The organism is Bradyrhizobium sp. STM 3843, from assembly GCF_000239815.1.
Classification (GTDB): Bacteria; Pseudomonadota; Alphaproteobacteria; order Rhizobiales; family Xanthobacteraceae; genus Bradyrhizobium.
In genome coordinates this window covers 1-20,092 of sequence record NZ_CAFK01000106.1, presented here as the reverse complement: position 1 = coordinate 20,092, position 20,092 = coordinate 1, and the positions used below count along the sequence as shown (strand labels likewise).

Below are 20,092 nucleotides of genomic sequence, written 5' to 3'. Positions count from 1 at the left end.
TGTGTAACAGCTTTCGAGGGGAGGGGATAAAGCGCCTGTCGGCCCGTGAGCGAAAGCAAAAGCTCGTCGATATGCACTGTCCGGTAATAGCGGTGGATGAATCCAGCTTCGCCGGATGCCGCGCTTGACCGGGAGGGAGCGCGACCGGGCGGCGCCGGGGGCGGAATCGCGAGCCCGGAATGGGCCGGAGAATTTCCTCAGCCGATCTGAACCGGGAACGCTTCGGACCGACGAACGTTGGAAAGGGTCTGGTGACCTTCGACGCGATTGCTCGGCCGGCTCAGACCAGCAGGAGATAGAGCAAGGCGATGAGGGACGCTCCCACGCCGACAGCGATCAGCACGTAGTCGGTGCTGAAGTCGGTCTGGGGGTCCTGCATGGCTCGGTATGGGTTCCGCATGATGTCCGCAAACGTACGGGCAGGTGCGGGCATTATCTGTGAGCCAGTTCACAGGAACCGGTATTTCTTTGGGGGCAGTGCACTCCCGCGGGCAGGAGACGGCACATGAGGCGCCGATATCACGATTGGCGGTCGGAGCGGGACAGCCGCAACTGGCTCGCCATCCTGGTGCAGACCTTCGACGATGTCGCGGAATCGCACGCTTCGGCCAAAGCCGTCCCGACGCCCGAAGAGCTGCGGGCGCAGCTGCTCCGACCGGCATCGCCGGCGGTGCGGGTGCGGTCGAGGCGGCGGATGAAGATGGTGCAACCGATCGTGAATTGAGTAAGCGAGCCCGCAGCTCTCGGCCTGCGGACCCGGAGCCGTAATGACGTTACGACTATTCGCCGGCCATCTTGAGCACCGGACGGCTGCCGCGCTCAATCGCACGCAAGCGGGCCTCTTCGCGCGGGATGTAGTCCCGGGTCATCGGGACGACGTTCTGGCGCTTGGTGAGCTGGATCTGGAAGTTCATCAGGTTCTGCTTACGGAAAGCCATTTCCGAGGCGGCCAGATAGAATTCCCACATCCGCGCGAAGCGCTCGTCATAGAGCTGCACGGCCTCTTCCCGCCGCGCCATGAAGCGCTCCCGCCAGGCCTTCAAGGTCTCGGCATAATGCAGCCGCAGGATTTCGATGTCGCAAACCAGGAGGCCTGCGCGCTCGATTGCTGGCAGCACTTCCGACAGCGCCGGAATGTAGCCGCCGGGGAAGATATATTTCGCGATCCACGGATTGGTGGCATCCGGTCCCTCGGAGCGGCCGATCGAATGCAGGACCATGACGCCATCATCGCTCAGCAGCTCGGCACAGCGACGGAAATAGGTCTCGTAAAAGTCGACGCCGACATGTTCGAACATGCCGACCGAGACGATCCGATCGAACGAGCCGGGGATATCGCGATAGTCCTGCAGAACGAAGCGGGCCTGATCGCTCAGGTTCTTTTCGGCGGCACGCGCGTTGGCCACCTGCAGCTGCTCGGTCGACAGCGTGACGCCGGTGACGTCTACGCCGGTCGTTTCGGCCAGGTAAAGGCCAAGCCCGCCCCAGCCGCAGCCGATGTCGAGCACCCGGTCATCCTTGTCGAGCAGGAGCTTCGCGGCCAGATGGCGCTTCTTGGCGAGCTGCGCATCGTCGAGTGTCGTGCCGGGCGTTTCGAAATAGCCGCACGAATATTGCTTGTCGGCGTCGAGAAACAGCGAATAGAGCCGCCCGTCGAGATCATAATGATGGGAGACGTTGGTACGGGACCGTCCACGAAAATTGAACTGCCGCAGGTGTCGGGCCAGATAGCGCAGCCACCACTGCAATTTGGCCCAGCGCGGCACTGCATCGGGCTGATCCATCACGGTCGCAAGCACGTCGGCGATCGAACCGTGCTCGACAACGAAGCTGCCGTCCATGAATATCTCGCCCAGTGCGAGCTCAGGGTTTATCAGCAACCTGCGCTGGGCTTGCCGGGTCAGAAACCGGGCTGCGACGGGAACGCCGATGCCGTTCCCGCAGCGAAATCTTGTGCCATCTGCAGTCGTGAACGCGATCGACCCACGGCGAATAAAGCGACTCAACAGACTCCGCAACAAACGGTCCATTCACACCACCTAACGAGCCATCCCGTGAGATGCTGACTTTCCCGGCCGTCGCACTCGACGCTTTCGGAACCGTTTGGTTCCATTTCAACAGGTATTTATGATAGTGAGCGTCCGCTTGCGTCACTACTGCATTGGAGACAAAGCGGATATTCGAAAACGGTATTCGCGGGGCGTTGCATCTGTGCACTTCCTTTCGTTCGATATTCCGCTAAAAGGTGGCGCCGCAGATGCCGATGCGGTGCTCCGCGCTTTTTCTTTCCCATTGTCGCGCGCGAATGTGGGGGATGAAGGCTCGCCGGCAAAGACATGATATACGGGCGGTTTCGGACTTGATCGTCGCCATGCTGGTGAGCGGAAATACGAGCGCCAATATCCAATCAAGGACCGCGAGGCGTGCGGTCGTGACCGCAGCTGGAGAATGAGAATGGTGAGCCGGGCGCTTGGTTTGGCCGCGGTGATGCTGACGCTCTGCATGGCAGGGCCGATGCAGGCGCAGGAAAATCTCGAGGCTGGCAAGAGCCCGTCGCAGATCTTCGCTGGAACCTGCTCGGCGTGTCACAAGAGCCCGCGTGGTCTTTTGAAAACCACTGCGCCGGGATCGCTGCCGAGCTTCCTGCGTCAGCACTACACGACGAGCCCCGAGATGGCCGGCGTGCTCTCAAATTACCTGATCTCGAACGGCGCAAGTGACGCGCGCTATACGGGCAACCAGGGCAAGGGCGGCAAAGACGGCAAGGAAGCAAAATCGGATGCGAAGCCTGAGCCTCGGTCCGAGACGAGAACCGGAGCGCCCGAACAGACGGAGCGTTCGGGACGCCGGCATCGTCCTGCTGCCGCATCTGAGTCACGCGAAGCTGCCCCTGAGCCCGATGGGGCGAGCGCGCAAGATGAGCCCGCGCATCGGGTACGCCATGGCAAGCGATCGGCGCGATCGGCACCAGGGGCGGAGAGCAAGTCCGATGCTGGCGATCAGGAGTCTGCTCAGACAGGAGAGCGCGCGCCGGCGGGTCGCAAATCGGCTGCTAAATTGAAGCGCGGCAAGTCGCGCGGTCAGGAAGCATCGAAGCCCGATGCTGCGACCGAGCCGCCGTCGGACGCTGCGCTTGGAGCTTCAAGCTCGGAGCCACCGAAGGCTGCGCCGTCGAGCCTTGACGATGCAAGACCGGCGGCTGTCGACCGCGCGGATACGCCGAAGATCGAGGCGCCCGCGAGCGAGACGCCAAAAGCCAGCGATCCACCCATGCTGCGAGCCGATCCGGCTCCGGCGGTGACGCCGGCGGCCCCGCTGACCACGACGCAATCAATATCGGCTTCGCCGTCGAGCCCAGCCAGCGATCCCTCCATTCCGTCGTCACCGCCCCACTCGGGGGCCCAGCCTGATCTGGTCACGCCGTCGACAGGCTCATCGCAGTCGCCGACCTCGCATTAAGAGTAGGTCTAAGCCCGCTGCGACACGACGATCAGAACGCAAAAGAGCCCGGCCTGTGAGTGCCGGGCTCTTCGCTTTGGCAAGCCGTTGGTGATGATTATGCGGCTGGCTGATCGGCCGGCTCGCCTTCCTCTTGCTGGGCTTCCGGATCGAAGAACTCGCCGGCGGCAGCAAGCGCCTCGGCCGCCGCATCGCGATCTTCCTGCCGGGTCGAGATGTCCTCACCACGCTTGATCCGCTCGGCCTCGTCGGCGCTGCGAGCGACGATGACGGTGATCGACGCCTCGACCTCGGGGTGAACCGCGATCGTCACCTTCTGCTGGCCGATCGCCTTGATCGGCGCGTCGAGCCAGACCTGCGGACGGCTCACGGTGATGCCATCGTCAGCAAGCCCGGCGACGATATCGCGCACCGAGACCGAGCCGAACAGCTGACCGGCTTCGGACGCCTGGCGGATGATCACGATGTCGCGTCCGTCGATCTTCTCGGCGACCTTGCCCGCTTCCGACTTGGCCTTGATGTTGTTGGCCTCGAGATCGGCCTTCATGCCCTCATACTTGGCCTTGTTCTCCGTCGTCGCGCGCAGCGCCTTCTTCCGCTTCAGGAGAAAGTTGCGGGCATAGCCGTCTTTCACTTTCACGATCTCGCCCATCTGGCCGAGCTTGGCGACGCGTTCCAACAAAATGACTTCCATGGATCTTCTCCTTGTCGTGGGTGTTCAGGTTTGAGGGATCGAAGTTACGGGACGGGTAGGGGCGGCGGCCGCCGCCAAAATCGCTGACGCAGACCGAAGACGAGATCGGCTAATCCGAGCATGACCATCGCGCAGAACAGCATCGGCCAGACCGGGGTCAAAATCAGCGCATAGGACAGGCCGAGCCAAAGTGGCCGGCTGCTCCATCTCAGCGAGAGCGTATGGAGCACGGCAAGGCCGGTCAGCGCGTAGGCCATCAAGAGCGTCGAGGCGGTGATGACCGCCAATATCGCGACGAGGCCGCCGGCAAAGCTGAGGCCGATGGCTGCGAAAAGCGCAGCGACTGTGAGTGGCGGCAATGCGACCGTACGCAGATCGGGCCATGGGCGGCGGAGCAGGCCGGACGTCGCGGCGATCTTCGCAGCGAGCCACAGGTTCAAAGTCAATGTCGCCGTGGCAAACAATGCGGCCGCGGCCGGAGCCACGTTGATCAGCGTATCGATCCATTGCTCGGTATCGGCAGAGACCGGCGAATCCGATGCGCTGAGGATGCGCGACAACGCGCGGTGCAAGGTGCTGGTGATCGTAGCGGCGTCGGTGCCCAGCGTGAGCAGGGCTGCAAAGGTGGTCAGCGTCGCGACGGCGGCGATCCACAGCAGGATCCGTCCGATCGGGTACCATTCAAGCGCGGCCGCAGGATCTTCCGGTGAAAGCGCCGAGTTGGAGGCATGATCGGCGGCGGGACGGCCGAGCAGGGTAAGGTGCCCGAGCCACCATGCCGGCAGCGCCACGGCAATGGCGAAAGCGATGCAATAGGGAAAGCTGACGAGGGCGCCGAGGCTGATTGCGGCGGCGATGCCGCCGATTGCGGCGTAGAGAGGGCCCCACGCGATCGCCGCCACCATCAGCGGCAGCGGCGCCAGATAGAACAGCACGAGTGAGATCAATGCGCCCGAGATGATCGAGGCGAACATCAAGGCCGAAGCAGCGCCGGCCGCAAGCGCAATGACAAAGGGTCCAATCATCAGCTGTCCCGCCCCTTTCGAGCGGTTAGAGGTCATCTGACCCCAACCATCGGCAACCGGACGACCCGGAAGCCTTATGAGCAAGTAAGGCGCAGTCGGCGGCAGGGCCGCCGACTGCGGAACGTATTAGCGAATGACGTAAGGCAGCAGGCCAAGGAAGCGGGCGCGCTTGATGGCGCGCGCGAGCTCGCGCTGCTTCTTGGCGGACACGGCAGTGATGCGGCTCGGCACGATCTTGCCGCGCTCGGACACGTAGCGCATCAAAAGCTTGGAATCCTTGTAGTCGATCTTCGGCGCATTCGGGCCCGAGAACGGGCAGGTCTTGCGACGGCGGAAGAACGGGCGACGTGCAGGGGCTTCAGCCATCGATCTTACTCCTCTTCCGCAGTTTCTTCGTCACGGCCACGGCGCGGGCCACGATCGCCGCGGAACCCGCCGCCGTCGCGATCGCCACGGAAGCCGCCACCCTCGCGGTCACCCCGGAAGCCGCCGCCGCGGTCGTCGCGCTCGCGGTCACGATCGGCCTTGCGCATCATGGCCGACGGGCCTTCTTCGAGCTCTTCGACGCGGACGCTCAGATAGCGGATCACGTCTTCGCTGATGCGCTCCTGACGCTCGATCTCGGCGATCGCCGCGGACGGCGCGTCGATGTTGAGCAGCACGAAATGCGCTTTGCGGTTCTTGTTCATACGGTAGGTGAGCGAGCGCACACCCCAGTTCTCGGTCTTGGTGACCTTGCCGCCGAGTCCCTCGACGATGCCGGTCATCTGGGCCGTCAGTTCTTCCACCTGCTGGGTGCTCGCGTCCTGACGCGCGAGAAAAACATGCTCGTAAAGCGGCATGGCTGTCCTTTCCAAAGTTGGCGCAGACCCCGGCGTCAAGCCCTTCGAGCCCTTCATGGAAAGGACTCGTAGACGTCAGCTCAGAAGGCGGAAACACGGGACGACGGGCCGACTGGCCCTGCCACATCAAAGTCGCCTGAGAAGGTGATTTGCTGAGACCGTCCGTTCAGCTCCCGGCTCGGGACCCACGGATGGCGGCGCTTATACCGATTTTCGGCCAGTTGGCAAGGGAAACGGCAAGGGAAACCCGACCGAATCGCGTGAAAACAGGCCGCTGGAAGCCTGTCACACGCTTGACATGACAGCCTCAAGCGGTGTTTTACCGCGCTTTCTGGGGAATTCGGGAACGTTTTGAGGAGCGGCCGATGACGGCAGCATTTACCTTTCCGGGGCAGGGGTCGCAGACGGTGGGCATGGGCAAGGCGCTCGCCGACAATTTCGCGGCGGCCCGCGCCATCTTCGATGAGGTCGACGCGGCGCTCGGCGAGAAGCTGACCGCGATCATCTGGGACGGCCCGGCCGAGATGCTGCAATTGACCGAAAATGCGCAGCCGGCGCTGATGGCGGTGTCGCTTGCGGCACTGCGCGTGCTGGAGTCGGAGGCTGGTTTCTCGGTCGGACGCGACGCTGCTTTCGTGGCCGGACATTCGCTCGGTGAATATTCGGCGCTTGCCGCTGCCGGCAGCCTGACGGTCGCCGATACGGCGCGGCTGTTACGAACGCGCGGCCTTGCGATGCAGAAGGCGGTGCCGGTCGGGGTCGGCGCGATGGCCGCGCTGTTGGGGCTGGACTATGAGGCCGCGGTCGCCGTTGCCGAAGAGGCTGCGCAAGGCGAGGTCTGCCAGGCCGCCAACGACAATGGCGCGGGCCAGGTGGTGGTGTCCGGCAACAAGGCCGCGGTCGACCGTGCGGTGGAGATTGCCCGCGCCAAGGGCGCCAAGCGTGCGATGCTCCTGCCGGTCTCGGCGCCATTCCACTGCCGGTTGATGCAGCCGGCCGCCGATGTCATGGCGGAGGCGCTTTCCAAGGTGACCGTCAAAAAGCCGGCTTCGCCGCTCGTATCCAACGTCCTGGCCTCGCCCATCAGCGACCCTGACGAGATCCGCCGCCGCCTGGTCGAACAAGTGACGGGGACGGTGCGCTGGCGCGAGTCGATCGCCTATATGTCCGCGCAAGGCGTGACTCGGTTCTTTGAGATCGGGGCCGGGAAGGTGCTGAGCGGGCTGGTCAAGCGCATCGCGGACGGGGCGGTTGGGATCGCTGTTGGCGGACCCGCCGATCTCGCAGGCGCGAAGGACGCTTTGGCCGCCGCGACTGCGGCGTAGTGCCGCCGATCACGAGAGCTGGCCGTTGCGACGCGGCAATGAGGAGAGTTTGATGTTCGATCTGAGTGGCAGGACCGCGCTGGTCACCGGTGCGACCGGTGGCATCGGAAACGCGATCGCCAAGGCGTTGCATGCACAGGGTGCGACCGTTGCGATTTCCGGCACCCGGCGCGAGGTGCTGGAGGCCCTGGCGGCCGAGCTGCGGGAGCGTGTTCATGTGCTCCCCTGCAACCTGTCCGACGCGGCCGAGGTCGAGGCGCTGGTGCCGGCTGCGGAGCAGGCTATGGGACAGGTCGACATTCTGGTGGCCAATGCCGGCATCACCCGGGACAACCTGTTCGTTCAGCTGCGCGATGAAGACTGGGACGAGGTCATCAAAGTCAATCTGACCGCGACCTTCCGCCTGGCGCGCGCCGCCACCAAGCTGATGATGCGCAAGCGTTTCGGCCGCATCATCGCGATCACCTCGATCGTCGGCGTGACCGGCAATCCCGGGCAGGGCAACTACACTGCCTCGAAAGCGGGAATCATTGGCATGATCAAGACGCTCGGGGCCGAATACGCCAAGCGCGGGGTGACTGCGAACTGCATCGCACCGGGCTTCATCAAGACGCCGATGACGGATGCGCTCAACGAAAAGCAGCATGAAGCCATCCTGGCCAAGGTTCCGGCAGCCCGCCTCGGCACGCCTGAGGATATTGCTGCAGCTGCGGTCTATCTCGCCTCCAACGAGGCGGCCTATGTCACGGGGCAGACCATCCACGTCAACGGCGGCATGGCCATGATCTGACTGGCAGCCTAGGTTTTAGGCCGTCGGGTCGGACCGCGGGCGAATGCGGCAAAAAGACGTCCCAAAGGGCCGTGCACGGGGTTGGCCCGAGGATCTAGCCGGCGATCCGGGCTAAAAGGCGCGGGCCGGCTCTGATGGTCAAGGTTTTGGGAATATGATAACCGAACCTGCCAACAGAGGGATGAAGATCGCCATTGCAGGATTTACAAACCCTGTATATTGGCGGGGCGAAGCTTGCCGTCGTTCGCCGGGCCTTCCGTCGGCTGGTGCGACCGATCTGAGGTTCCTGTTTGCCGGGAGTATCGATCGGAAGCGCACCGGACTCATGGAGTTTGTGGTGGTCCCGCTTCCGAAATCCGATCCGCAAGGGTCGGCGGATTTCGGGAATGGGATCATTGCGGGGCACATGTTTTTGCGCGATCGCGAAGGAAGTTTACATCCGGGATGACGCCTATCATCCGGGGGTCGGATCTTAAGGGAACAAGCACGAGGTTTGGACGATGAGTGAGATTGGCGAGCGGGTAAAGAAGATCGTGGTCGAGCACCTCGGTGTCGAACCCGACAAAGTGGTCGACAACGCGAGCTTCATTGATGACCTCGGCGCTGACAGCCTCGATACGGTCGAGCTCGTGATGGCTTTCGAAGAAGAGTTCGGCTGCGAAATTCCTGACGACGCGGCGGAGACCATCCTGACCGTCGGCGACGCGACCAAGTTCCTGGAAAAGAACGCCAAGAGCTGAGACGCCTCGGCGAGGGTTGAGCGAAACCGGACGGACCGTTACCTACGGCCGACCGGTTTCTTGCTGTTGGGAGGATGGATCGCCGGGGAACGGTGCCATCGCTCCGCCAGCGTCCTCAATCGAAGTTCGCTCAGCCGAAGTTCGCTTCATGTCGCAGCGACCTCGTGAGTGAACTTCGGATTCGGAGGACATCAGAAATCTCGGATTCCAGGTGGTTGATTCAGAAGCTCGCTGACGGATTCGTGGAGCGGATGTGACGTTCGCTATCCTGGCGAACTTGAAGTTTCCGATCAGTTGGTCCGCGTACTCTCCATCGAAACTTCAAATTCAAGGCCGCTCAGGGATCGATAAGTTGCTGGTGCTGTTCGATTCCGAAGTTCGCAAATGGACGCACAGCGCTATGATGCGACCTTTGGAATCGGAGCACTAGGCCCACAGAGCTGAAGCGAATTCTAAAACCATCACACAACTTCACAACAAACAACGGCCTGACGCGCGCTTTCGATCGTTCTGACGCAGTCGCGCTTCAGCCCTGGTCTGGAGAAAACGAAGATGAGGCGGGTTGTCGTTACAGGCCTCGGCATGGTCTCGCCACTCGGCTGCGGCGTTGAAACGACCTGGAAGCGCATCCTCGAAGCCAAGAGCGGTGCCCGCACGATCGCGACGTTCGACGTCTCCGATCTGCCCAGCAAGGTCGCTTGCTCCGTACCGCGCGGCGACGGCAGCGACGGTACCTTCAATCCGGACCAATGGATGGAGCCCAAGGATCAGCGCAAGGTCGATGATTTCATCATCTTTGCGATGGCGGCGGCGCGCCAGGCGCTCGACGACGCCAACTGGCACCCCTCGACGGAAGAGGATCGTTGCGCCACCGGCACCATGATCGGCTCCGGCATCGGAGGCCTGACGGGCATCGCCGAGACCGCAATTCTCCTGAAGGAGCGCGGCCCGCGCAAGGTCTCGCCGTTCTTCATTCCGGGACGCCTGATCAATCTTGCCTCCGGCTACGTGTCCATCGAGCACGGCCTCAAGGGGCCGAACCATGCCGTGGTCACGGCGTGTTCGACCGGTGCGCATGCGATCGGCGATGCCAGCCGTCTGATCGCGCTTGGCGATGCCGACGTGATGGTCGCAGGCGGCACCGAATCGCCGATCAGCCGGATCGGGATTGCCGGGTTCTGCGCTGCACGTGCGCTGTCGACGGCCTTCAACGACACCCCCGAGCGCGCCTCGCGTCCCTATGACAAGGATCGCGACGGCTTCGTCATGGGCGAGGGGGCGGGCACCGTCGTGCTGGAGGAGTACGAGCACGCCAAAGCGCGTGGAGCGCGAATCTACGCGGAGGTGACCGGATACGGCCTCTCCGGTGATGCCTATCACATCACCTCGCCGTCACCCGACGGTGACGGTGGATACCGCAGCATGAGCGCTGCAATGAAGCGTGCGGGCATCACCGCCGCCGACATCGACTATATCAACGCGCACGGCACCTCGACGCAGGTCGGCGACGAGATCGAACTCGGCGCGGTCGAACGGTTGCTCGGAAACGCGGCCTCGAAAGTCTCGATGTCCTCGACCAAATCGTCGATCGGTCATTTGCTCGGCGCGGCAGGTGCGGTCGAGGCGATCTTTAGCATTCTCGCGATTCGGGATAACATCGCACCACCGACCATCAATCTCGAAAATCCGTCGGTGGAGACCGCGATCGACCTCGTACCTCAGACCGCACGGAAGCGTGAGATCAATGTCGCGCTGTCGAACTCGTTCGGATTCGGGGGCACCAACGCCTCCCTGATCTTGCGGCGGGTCGTGAGTTGAGCCGACGCGCGGCGGAACCACCGTTTCGCCGTATTCGACAACGAATCGTTAGGACGGGCGTAGATTTCAGGTCGCTTGCGTTGGACGCGCACGGCCGCGACGAGTGCTCAGATTCCGAAGTCGCATCGATCCCGGCGGCTTCCTTTGCGACCTTCGGAATCCCAGAGCACTAGGAAACATGGACTCTCGTGCGGCTTGGATTTTGAAGTTCCGATGAAGAACGCGCTGAGAACTCGATCGGAACTTCAAATTCGCCGCTCCGGGCGACAGGACTGAAGGTTGCATCGATGAGTGAAAGGCCGCCCATCTCGCCCCGCAGTCCACGCGCCGCGCTGGAGCCCGAGCAGGTTCCGCCGCCACCGCGCCGTTCCGACCGCGCGCGCAATCCGTTCGTGGTGGTCGGTAACGCCATCATCACCTTGCTGTTGTTGCTGATGCTCGGGGGCGGGGCCGCCTACTACTACGGCCGGCAGATCATCGAAGCGCCCGGACCGCTGCAGGAAGAGAAGATCGTCAACATTCCCGCGCGCGCCGGCAAGCGGGACATCGCCGACGTGCTGACGCGGGAGGGCGTGATCGACGTCAATCCGTGGGTGTTCATCGGGAGCGTCTTTGCACTCAAGGCGAGCTCCGATCTGAAGCCGGGCGAATATGCGTTCCAGAAGAATGCATCTTTGCGCGATGTGATCGGCGTCATCGTCGAAGGCAAGGTGGTGCAGCATTCGGTGACGATCCCCGAGGGGCTGACATCCGAGCAGATCGTGGCCCGGCTCTCTGACAACGACATCTTCGCCGGGGCCGTACGCGAGATTCCGCGCGAGGGGACGCTGTTGCCTGAGACGTATAAATTCCCGCGCGGTACCAGCCGCGACCAGGTGATCCAGCGCATGCAGCAGGCGGAGAAGCGTGTGCTCGCCGAGATCTGGGAACGCCGCAGCCCGGATCTGCCGATCAAGACGCCGGAACAACTGGTCACCCTGGCCTCGATCGTGGAGAAGGAGACCGGCAGGCCCGACGAGCGCAGCCGCGTTGCCTCGGTGTTCGTCAATCGGCTGAAGCAGAAGATCAAGCTGCAGTCGGATCCGACCATCATCTACGGTCTCGTCGGCGGCAAAGGGACTTTGGGACGGCCGATCAAGCGCAGCGAGATCACCCAGCCCTCGCCCTACAACACCTATGTGATCGAGGGCTTGCCGCCCGGGCCGATCTCCAATCCCGGCCGGGCCTCGCTCGAGGCCGCCGCCAATCCGGCGCGCACGCGGGACCTCTATTTCGTTGCGGACGGTACTGGCGGCCATGCCTTTACCGAGACCTACGACCTGCATCAGAAGAACGTCGCCAGGCTGCGGGCGATGGAGAAGCAGACCCAGAACGATACGGTCGAGCCGGAGGATGCGCCGCCGGCCAACGCCAATGCGGCCGCAACCGACCCGCTGGCCGGCGCGCCCGGGGCGAGGCCGCCGGGCGCCAAGAAGCCGCCGGCCGCGCGCGCTGGCGGCGCCGGTGCAAGGCAGGGCGCGGTCCAGCAGCCGGCGCCCGCGGTCCCGCAATAGGGCGGCAACCCTATCCTGCGGTTCAGAACCGCACTTAACATTTCGGCAAAAGGCCTTAAGGTTCGCGCAACTTTTATGCGGCGAATCTGCCGCCTGTTGCGATCTGCCGGAGAAAATGACCCTATGGCGCTATCGAGCATGACCGGCTTTGCCCGAAGCCACGGGGCGAGCGGGCCCTACTCGTTCGAGTGGGAGTTGAAATCGGTCAACGCCAAGGGCCTCGATGTCCGGCTGCGGCTGCCGCAGGGCTGGGACGAGGTCGAGGCGTTCGCCCGCAAGCGTGCCGGTGAGCTGCTGTCGCGGGGAACGATCTACGCCAACCTCACGGTCAAGCGCGCTGACGCGGGCTCGACCGTGCGTGTCAACGAGGAGGTGCTCGCCTCCATCGTCACGATCGCAAGCTCGCTCGCCGGCAAGCTCGATGCAGTGGCGCCGAGCATCGACGGGCTGCTTGCAATCAAGGGCGTGATCGAGGTGGTCGAGCCGGAGAGCGACGAGGCCGAGGACAAGGCGGCGAAGGATGCGGCTATGGCCGCGTTCGATGTGGCGCTGAATGCTCTGGTCGAGATGCGCCGGCGCGAGGGCGAGACACTCGGGCAGATCCTGAAGCAGCGCATCGCCGAGATCGAGGCCCTGGCGCAGAAGGCGGAGGCCTCGCCGGGCCGCAAGCCGGACGCGGTCAAGGCGCGGCTTGCCGAGCAGGTTGCGGCGTTGCTCGAAACCTCGGATCGCTTCGATGCCGATCGTCTTGCGCAGGAAGCCCTGCTGATCGCGGCCAAGGCCGATGTTCGCGAGGAGCTCGATCGTATCGCCTCGCACATCGCGCAGGTGCGCGAAATGCTCAAGAAGGGCGGCGCGGTCGGCCGCAGGCTGGATTTCCTGGCCCAGGAATTTCATCGCGAGGTCAACACCACCTGCTCGAAATCGAACGATATCGAGCTGACAAATACGGGCCTTGAGATGAAGACCGTGGTCGAACAATTCCGCGAGCAGGTTCAGAATCTGGAGTGATCGATGGCGGCTCACGGCGGAAGCTTCGACGGAGTCGAACGGCGCGGCCTGATGTTCGTGCTGTCGTCACCGTCCGGCGCGGGCAAGACGACGCTCTCACGCCTGCTGATCGAGCGCATGCCGGGCTTGAACATGTCGGTCTCCGTGACGACGCGCCCGATGCGTCCCGGCGAGGTCGAAGGCCGCGACTACTATTTCGTCGACAAGATACGTTTCGAGGAGATGGTGAAGCGTCACGACCTGTTGGAATGGGCGACCGTATTCGACAATCGCTACGGCACGCCGCGCGCGCCGGTCGAAGCGGCGCTCTCGGCCGGACGGGACGTGTTGTTCGACATCGACTGGCAGGGCACGCAGCAGCTGCGCGAGAAGGCGCGTGCCGATGTGGTCAGCGTCTTCATCCTGCCGCCATCGGCCGCCGATCTCGAAAAGCGCCTGCACACCCGGGCCCAGGATTCAGATGAGGTGATCCGCGCCCGGATGAGCCGTGCCAGCCACGAGATGAGCCATTGGGCCGAGTACGATTACATCGTCATCAATCGCAACGTCGATGAGGCCTTCGCCGAGGTCCAGTCGATCCTGAAGGCCGAGCGGCTGAAGCGCGAGCGCCGCATCGGGCTCACCACCTTCGTTCGCGAGTTGCAGCGCCAGCTCGAACCCTGACGCGCCGTCCGGCGCGCGCGCTCATCCCTTGCGTGCCAGCCGCGCCAGGATGTCCTGGATGCCGTCCAGCGACTCGTCGTGCTTCACGTCGCGGCTGCGCGGACGCAGCACCTGGGGGCGCGGAATGAAGTCGAGCGGGGGCATCGCTGCATCGTCATTGGACGGCGTGGCCGGGATGCGCTGCCACGGCGGCCTCTCGTCCGAGCGCGCTCGATTGGCTGCGGGTCTCCTCGCGGCCTGGACCGGCCGATCGGCAGGTGGAGCGAAGCGGGACTCGAGGAGATCGATCAACTCGGCCGCAGGATCGGTGCTAGCGACGGTGCCAGGGAAGTTGCCGTTCGCTGCTGAGTCAACGTTGGCAGGGGGAGCCGCCATGGCCTGCCGCATGGGTGACGCGCTCGCGGATTCCAGCAGGGTCTCGATCTCCGCTGCGTGATCGAGGACAGTCGGCGGGATGTTCACAGGGCCTGCAGCCGGAGCGGCCTCGTAGGCGGGCGGCTGAACCGGCTTGGCCAGACGCGATCCCAGCAGGTTTTCCAGCTCTTCCACGGAATCGGGAAGGTTTGCCGAAACGCTATTGAACGCGGCCGGCGCGGGAGGATTGCGCGCAGGGGCCGGATCAAAGGCAGGCGGCGCGGATCCGCCGGCACTGACCTCCTGAATGTGTTCGACCGCCGCCGCTGTATCAACGAACACCCGGTCCGGTTCGCTCGGGTGATGGCCGCGTCCGGTGGTCGCATGGCCAGCCGGCATGGTGGCCGACGTGACGGCGCGGGTCTCGAGCAGGTCAGCGAGCCCGGTCGCGTTGTCGATGCTCTTGGCTGCCACCCGATCGAGGCCGGCAGGTGCCTTTGCAGCGGTCCGTGCGGCAGCGGGCTTCGCGGCTGCGGGCTTACCAACCTTCTTGTTGGCGCGGTTGCTTCGCCCGTCGGCCTGAACCGGCTTTACCTTTGGGCGGGGCTTGCTGCGCGAGCGGCGCGCCCTGGCGACTGCCATTTGCCAGTTCGCATTGCGCCGACGTCGTCGACCGATCCGGCCGAGGCGGTAGAGACCGCTCGCCATCAGGCCGGACATCGATAGCGCGCCAACGACGACCAGGATCAGCATCGGTAGCGCGACCGGTTTGGACGGCTTGGGTGCGGCCGCTCCCGCATCGGACTGGGGCAGTGAGGCATTGGTGTCGGGATCGAGAGCGGTATCGTCAGCGCTGAGTGCGGCGGCCGCCGGATCCGGGTCGGGCGCCGCCGCATCGAACGGCCGAGGTTGGGCTGCAGCTTGCGGCCAGGGTGCGGCAGCGGAGCCGGGCTGTTGGCCGGCATCGGTCGCTGGGCCTGCGTTGTCGCTGGTCGGGACGATTGCGAGGCTCGGAGCCTTCTGCATCGTTCCGAAATCGTCATCGGCGCGCGACCGTACCGGCGCGTCGGCGAGCGTGGCAGCACTGGTCCGTGGGGTCGCAGTCTCCGGCCGGCGTGGTCCAGCCTTCGGCGGTGTCGGTTGCGCGAAGTCCCATGCGGATGGCTGCTGCGGCTGCTTGGCGACCGAGGTCCCGCTCGTGGCCGTGTCCTTCAGATACCAGCAGCGCTGGTTTTTGGCACGATCGAAGCGGTAACGCCAATGCTGGCCATCAGCCTTATCGCCGGTCGGTTCGGAGAGGCAGTCCTCGGCCGCAATAACGGGCGTGGCGCAGGCGAGCAGGGTCAGAACAGTGCTTCCGGTCATTCCGGCGACAATGGCGAATGCGAATCTTGCAGTTCGTTTTGCCATTGAACACTCCGGATACGCCACCATCGAACGCCGCGTTCTCGGAGAGAAGTTGGGTAGCATTGAGCCGCAATTTCGAATTAATTCCGGCCCGCTTTTTTCATTTGTGATTGCGGCATTTTTCCCACAACACGGCACCGCCGTACCGTGATCTCTGCACCATTGCGCGCGCAAATCTGCGATGCGTGAGGCTCGTGTCCGGCTCTGTCATCCGTGTCAGTTTGCCGCAGGCCCGTTTACGAGCATCAAACGCGCCAGTGAGAGGGCGCCGTCCTCGCCCCTCTGTTTCAATCATTTTCGCCGCCAACGTCAGCGGCTTTGCAGGAGCGAAAATGCTTGCGGCGGCGCAACGCGCGCCGCAGGTCAGCAGCTCTGCGCAATCGTCAGTTCTTGAGCACGACGCGGCCGACCACTTGGCCCGCGCGCAGCGCATCGATCCATTTCTGGACGTCACCCATCGGCTCTTCCCGCATCGGCGCCGGCTTGATCTTGCCGGAGCGCGCGAGCGTCATCAGTTCGTGGGCTTCGGCCAGCGTGCCGACCATGAAGCCCTCGATGGTCATGCGCTTATAGACCCATTGCACCATCGGCAGGGTGAACTGCCCGCCCATCAGGCCGGAGACCACGACCTTGCCGCCACGTGCGAGCACCGACACCGCGAACGCCATCGACTTCTCATTGCCGGCGAAGTCGACGACCTCGTCGAAGCCGCCATCGGTCTCCTTCAGGATGCGCCGTGTGACCTCCGGCTCCGCCGGGTCGTAGGCGACGGCGGCGCCGTTGTTCAACGCCGTTTCGCGGGCGGCCGCGCTGAGGTCGGCAACCGAGATCGGCTGCTTGAACATTGCCTGTGCGAACGACAGGCCCATCATGCCGACCCCGCCGAGGCCGATCAGCAGCAGGTTGCGCTGCCGTGGCCGGTCGACCAGCCGCTTCAGCGCGCCATAGGCGGTGACGCCGGAGCACATCAGGGTCGCGGCCTGGTTGACCGGAAGCGGATCGTATTCGAGCAGATATTTGGCGTCGGGCACCAGCACATGGCTGGCAAAGCCGCCGTCGATCGAGACGCCGAGAAAGCGCTGCTTGATGCAAAGATTTTCGTCGCCATTGGCGCAATCGCGGCATTGCCCGCAGCCGATCCAGGGGAAGACTGCGCGCTTGGCGCCGATCAGCCCCTTCGGCACGTCGGGACCGGCTTCCTCGACGATGCCGGCGATCTCGTGCCCGAGCGTGAACGGCAGCGTCATGCCGCGCGTCGTGTCGAGCCGCTTGCCGCCGCCGAGATCGGCATAGCCGTCCTGGATGTGCAGATCGGAATGGCAGAGGCCGCAGCGCTCGATGCGAACCAGAACCTCGCGTCCCTGCGGTTTCGGGGTCTCGACGATGGTTTCGCAAAGCGGCGCGTCGAACTTGACCAGTGACTGCCGGCGCATCAACGCCATCGGTTGCCTCCCTAGCTCGTCTTGCTTCGATCCGTGTTCTCGGACCGCATATTGGTCAATTCGCGCGCCATGGCAACAAAGCCGAAGATCGGAATGGTCTCGGCACGACGGGTCGGGTCGACGCCGGCCGCGGCAGCCAGCCGCGCTGGATCGGCGGGCAGCGATTTCAGGCTTTGCCGCAGCATCTTGCGGCGCTGTCCGAACGCAGCCGCCGCCACCTGCTCGAGCGCGCGACGGTCGCAAGGTTCGGGCGCGGCACGGGGGACCAGGCGCACCACGGAGGAGGTCACCTTGGGCTGCGGCACGAAGGCCGAGGGCGAGATGTCGAACAGGATCTTGGTCTCGCAGCGCCAGTTCGCGAGTACGCCGAGACGCCCATAGGCTTCCTCGTTTTCGCGCGCGACGATGCGCTCGGCGACCTCGCGCTGAAACATCAAGACCATCATGTCGTACCAGGGCGGCCAGGGCTCGAGCGAAAGCCAGCCGACCAGGAGGTTGGTCGCGATATTGTAGGGCAGGTTGGCGACGATCTTCGCCTTGGTCGTGCCGAGATAGGGCTTGGGATCGAACGTCCGAGCATCGGTGCAGACGATCTCGAGTCGGCCCGGATAGCGTTTCGCGATCATCTCCAGCGCCGGAATCGCGCGCTCGTCATGCTCCACGGCGATCACGTGCCTGGCCCCGAGCGCGAGCAGAGCGCGCGTCAGGCCGCCCGGTCCGGGGCCGATCTCGACCACGGTTGCGTCCTCGAGCGGTGCCGCCGCGCGCGCGATCCGCGCGGTGAGATTGAGATCGAGCAGGAAATTCTGCCCCAGCGATTTGCGGGCCGAGAGCGAATGTTCGCGAATGACCTCGCGCAGCGGCGGTAGGTCATCGATCGCGCTCATGAGGAGGATGCGGCCATCCGCGCCGCGAGCCGCAGCGCGGCGATCAGGCTGGTCGGATCGGCGCTGCCGCGACCGGCAATCCCGAACGCAGTGCCATGATCCGGCGAGGTGCGGACAAAGGGCAGGCCCAAGGTGACGTTGACGCCCTCATCGAAGGCCAAGGTCTTGATCGGGATCAGCGCCTGGTCGTGATACATGCAGATCGCGCAATCATAATTCCGGCGCGCCGCTTCGTGAAACATCGTGTCGGCCGGCAGCGGCCCCTGCACATCGAGCCCGGCATTGCGCAAGGTCGCAATCGCAGGCGCAATGATCTCATCATCCTCGCTGCCGAGGGTGCCGTCCTCTCCCGCATGCGGGTTGAGCCCGGAGATCGCAAGCCGCGGCCGCGCGACGCCGAAATAGTGCCGCAGGCTCGCCGCGACGATGCGGGCGGTCGAGGTGATCAGCGGGCTGGACAGCTGCTCGATCGCCTCACGCAAGGCCACATGGATGGTCACGGGCACCACGGCCAGCACGGGCGACCACAGCATCATCACCGGCTGCGGGACCTTGCCGTTCACGGCCGCGAGTTCGGCAAGGAATTCCGTGTGGCCGGGATGGCGGAAGCCGGCGCGATACAGCACCGCTTTTGCGATCGGGTTGGTGACCATGGCGCTGGCGCGGCCGGCCTTGACGTCGTCGACGGCGCGGCGGATCGAGGCGATGGCGGAGGCCGCGCTGGTCTGGTCCGGGCGGCCGGGAAGGGCGGTCGTAATGACCCCGGTGTGAACCACCGGCAACGCCTCAGTGAAAGCACCGGCAGCCGCTTCAGGCTCGGTCGCTACGATCGGCACGTCAAGCCCAAGCAGCTTGGCGCGCTGGGCCAGGAAATCCGGATCGCCCAGCAGATAGAACGGCGGAAGCTGAAGCTCCTCGCGGCGTTCCCAGGCCTTGAGCGTGATGTCGGGTCCGATCCCTGCCGGTTCGCCCAGTGTCAGCGCGAGCGGGCCGCCCATCAGCGATATTCGATCATCGCCGCCCTGCGCACTTCCTGCAGATAGGCCTTCGACGTCGCCTCATATTTCTCGGTGTACATCTTCTCGCGGATCTCGCGCTTTTTCGGCGTATCGACGGTGGTCGGAGTGCGCGCGCAAAGCGCGACCATTTCGACGCCCTGCTTGGTCACTTCTGGCGGGGTGAGATGGCCGATCGGCGTGTCGTCGAGCAGTTTGCGCAAGTTCGGCGGAATGTCGGCCGAGGTCTTGACCACGATCTCCTTGATCGCCGCGTTCTGCATGGAGCGGAAATAGGAATTGGCTTCCTGGCAGCTCTGGACGCGCGAACGCAGCGACTCCGCATCCTTCTGGCGCGCCTCGAACGCACTCTGCGCCGATCCCTTGGGCACGATCAGCACGATCGGCTGCATCTTGTACTCGAAGGCCTGTCCCTGTTGTTCGGCGTCACCGCCCGCGGCTGCGACCGCTGCCGCGACGTCCTTCTCGCCGACCTGAAGCCTTTCCTTGTAACGTCCGCGCACCAGGCTGGTCCAAACCATTTCCGCCTTGATGCGCGCCTTCAGGGTTTCCGGCCGGATCCCCTGGCTCTCCAGCGACTTCGCCAGCTGATCAGGCGACAGCCGCATGCGCGAGCCCATATTGGCAAAGGAGGAATCGATGTCGGAAGCAGAGGGCTCGACGCCGAACTTCTTGCCCTCCTTGATCTTCACCTTCTCGTCGATCAGCTCGTTGAGCACTTCCTGGCGGGATTGCTGCTTATGCGTGCTGAGGAAGTTCAGCTTGGTGCGCTGCTCGATGTCGTAATCGGTGATGGGGTCGCCATTGACCATGACGACGATGCTTTGGGCGTGAGCCGCCACGGCGCTGCAGGCGAGACAGGCCGCGGCGATGCAGCCCGCCGCAACAGACCGAAGGAGAGAGAGAGCAATCGTCATGACCAAGCTTCGCTGTTCGCAACGGATTCAAACGTGAAGCGGTGTGTCTTCGACCGAAGTCGAATGCCCCCTCCCAACACCTGCCCCCGCAGCTGTTAGAAGCCCACGGACGTATTGGCAAGGGTCCGCAGACCGATCGTCAGCATGTA

Annotated in this window: 20 protein-coding genes; 10 read left to right on the top strand and 10 right to left on the bottom strand. The window is 64.2% G+C overall.

From position 1 onward, the window contains the following. Positions 1–505 precede the first annotated feature (505 nt). Positions 506–724, top strand: coding sequence for a hypothetical protein (locus BRAS3843_RS14205; RefSeq protein ID WP_008969620.1), 219 nt, complete (start codon positions 506–508; stop codon positions 722–724). A 55-nt stretch (positions 725–779) separates the two neighbouring features. Here the strand turns inward: BRAS3843_RS14205 and BRAS3843_RS14200 are convergent, their stop codons facing one another. Further along, entirely contained in the window at positions 780–2,030 is a 1,251-nt protein-coding gene (locus BRAS3843_RS14200; protein ID WP_035981704.1) for a cyclopropane-fatty-acyl-phospholipid synthase family protein, read from the bottom strand. Positions 2,031–2,454: 424 nt separating this feature from the next. Between BRAS3843_RS14200 and BRAS3843_RS14195 the strand changes: the two genes are divergently transcribed. After that, complete coding sequence (locus tag BRAS3843_RS14195) at positions 2,455–3,459, top strand: hypothetical protein (RefSeq protein WP_008969616.1); 1,005 nt, start codon at positions 2,455–2,457, stop codon at positions 3,457–3,459. A gap of 97 nt (positions 3,460–3,556) precedes the next feature. On the opposite strand, the gene rplI is transcribed toward BRAS3843_RS14195, so the two are convergent. The 4 genes from rplI to rpsF all read right to left on the bottom strand — a co-directional run bounded on the left by rplI (position 3,557) and on the right by rpsF (position 6,020). Then, entirely contained in the window at positions 3,557–4,153 is a 597-nt protein-coding gene (gene rplI / locus BRAS3843_RS14190; RefSeq protein WP_008969615.1) for a 50S ribosomal protein L9, read from the bottom strand. Between the two features lie 44 nt (positions 4,154–4,197). Further along, positions 4,198–5,178 (bottom strand): DUF2232 domain-containing protein, encoded by a 981-nt coding sequence (locus BRAS3843_RS14185; RefSeq protein WP_008969614.1) that lies wholly within the window; start codon positions 5,176–5,178, stop codon positions 4,198–4,200. A 126-nt stretch (positions 5,179–5,304) separates the two neighbouring features. Then, entirely contained in the window at positions 5,305–5,544 is a 240-nt protein-coding gene (gene rpsR / locus BRAS3843_RS14180) for a 30S ribosomal protein S18 (RefSeq protein WP_008963441.1), read from the bottom strand. 5 nt (positions 5,545–5,549) lie between these two features. After that, positions 5,550–6,020, bottom strand: a complete 471-nt coding sequence (gene rpsF, locus BRAS3843_RS14175; protein WP_008969613.1) for a 30S ribosomal protein S6 — start codon at positions 6,018–6,020, stop codon at positions 5,550–5,552. 365 nt (positions 6,021–6,385) lie between these two features. Here rpsF and fabD point away from each other — a divergent pair, with 365 nt between their 5' ends. The 7 genes from fabD (at position 6,386) to gmk (ending at position 13,920) form a co-directional block, all read left to right on the top strand. Continuing rightward, complete coding sequence (fabD, locus tag BRAS3843_RS14170) at positions 6,386–7,345, top strand: ACP S-malonyltransferase (protein WP_008969612.1); 960 nt, start codon at positions 6,386–6,388, stop codon at positions 7,343–7,345. Between the two features lie 52 nt (positions 7,346–7,397). Next, the gene (gene fabG, locus BRAS3843_RS14165; RefSeq protein ID WP_008969611.1) at positions 7,398–8,135 is read left to right on the top strand and encodes a 3-oxoacyl-[acyl-carrier-protein] reductase; all 738 of its coding nucleotides are present in this window, start codon (positions 7,398–7,400) and stop codon (positions 8,133–8,135) included. A gap of 500 nt (positions 8,136–8,635) precedes the next feature. Beyond that, positions 8,636–8,875 carry an acyl carrier protein gene (locus BRAS3843_RS14160; protein ID WP_008969609.1) on the top strand — a complete coding sequence of 80 codons (240 nt, stop codon included), beginning with the start codon at positions 8,636–8,638 and terminating at the stop codon, positions 8,873–8,875. A gap of 552 nt (positions 8,876–9,427) precedes the next feature. Further along, positions 9,428–10,693: a beta-ketoacyl-ACP synthase II gene (gene fabF / locus BRAS3843_RS14155; RefSeq protein WP_008969608.1), complete on the top strand. Its 1,266-nt coding sequence runs from the start codon at positions 9,428–9,430 to the stop codon at positions 10,691–10,693. A gap of 287 nt (positions 10,694–10,980) precedes the next feature. Then, positions 10,981–12,246 carry an endolytic transglycosylase MltG gene (gene mltG, locus BRAS3843_RS14150; RefSeq protein ID WP_008969607.1) on the top strand — a complete coding sequence of 422 codons (1,266 nt, stop codon included), beginning with the start codon at positions 10,981–10,983 and terminating at the stop codon, positions 12,244–12,246. Between the two features lie 123 nt (positions 12,247–12,369). Next, positions 12,370–13,257 carry a YicC/YloC family endoribonuclease gene (locus BRAS3843_RS14145; protein WP_008969606.1) on the top strand — a complete coding sequence of 296 codons (888 nt, stop codon included), beginning with the start codon at positions 12,370–12,372 and terminating at the stop codon, positions 13,255–13,257. A gap of 3 nt (positions 13,258–13,260) precedes the next feature. Next, positions 13,261–13,920, top strand: coding sequence for a guanylate kinase (gene gmk / locus BRAS3843_RS14140; RefSeq protein WP_008969605.1), 660 nt, complete (start codon positions 13,261–13,263; stop codon positions 13,918–13,920). A 21-nt stretch (positions 13,921–13,941) separates the two neighbouring features. Here the strand turns inward: gmk and BRAS3843_RS14135 are convergent, their stop codons facing one another. Then, positions 13,942–15,639, bottom strand: a complete 1,698-nt coding sequence (locus BRAS3843_RS14135) for a hypothetical protein (protein WP_035981702.1) — start codon at positions 15,637–15,639, stop codon at positions 13,942–13,944. Here BRAS3843_RS14135 and BRAS3843_RS40700 point away from each other — a divergent pair. After that, on the top strand, positions 15,626–15,832 hold the full coding sequence (locus BRAS3843_RS40700) for a hypothetical protein (protein WP_139024857.1): 207 nt from the start codon (positions 15,626–15,628) through the stop codon (positions 15,830–15,832). The two genes, BRAS3843_RS14135 and BRAS3843_RS40700, sit on opposite strands and share 14 nt — an antisense overlap. A gap of 232 nt (positions 15,833–16,064) precedes the next feature. Here BRAS3843_RS40700 and BRAS3843_RS14130 read toward each other — a convergent pair whose 3' ends face one another. Genes BRAS3843_RS14130 through BRAS3843_RS14115 form a run of 4 tightly spaced genes read right to left on the bottom strand, consistent with a single transcriptional unit; the run spans position 16,065 to position 19,970 of the window. Beyond that, positions 16,065–17,123 (bottom strand): alcohol dehydrogenase, encoded by a 1,059-nt coding sequence (locus BRAS3843_RS14130; RefSeq protein ID WP_008969603.1) that lies wholly within the window; start codon positions 17,121–17,123, stop codon positions 16,065–16,067. A gap of 11 nt (positions 17,124–17,134) precedes the next feature. Then, positions 17,135–18,010 carry a 16S rRNA (adenine(1518)-N(6)/adenine(1519)-N(6))-dimethyltransferase RsmA gene (rsmA, locus tag BRAS3843_RS14125; RefSeq protein WP_008969602.1) on the bottom strand — a complete coding sequence of 292 codons (876 nt, stop codon included), beginning with the start codon at positions 18,008–18,010 and terminating at the stop codon, positions 17,135–17,137. Further along, on the bottom strand, positions 18,007–19,008 hold the full coding sequence (gene pdxA / locus BRAS3843_RS14120; protein ID WP_008969601.1) for a 4-hydroxythreonine-4-phosphate dehydrogenase PdxA: 1,002 nt from the start codon (positions 19,006–19,008) through the stop codon (positions 18,007–18,009). The genes rsmA and pdxA overlap by 4 nt, the downstream gene beginning before the upstream one ends. After that, the gene (locus tag BRAS3843_RS14115; RefSeq protein ID WP_347379577.1) at positions 19,008–19,970 is read right to left on the bottom strand and encodes a SurA N-terminal domain-containing protein; all 963 of its coding nucleotides are present in this window, start codon (positions 19,968–19,970) and stop codon (positions 19,008–19,010) included. Before BRAS3843_RS14115 ends, pdxA begins: the two co-directional genes overlap by 1 nt. Positions 19,971–20,092: the final 122 nt, after the last annotated feature.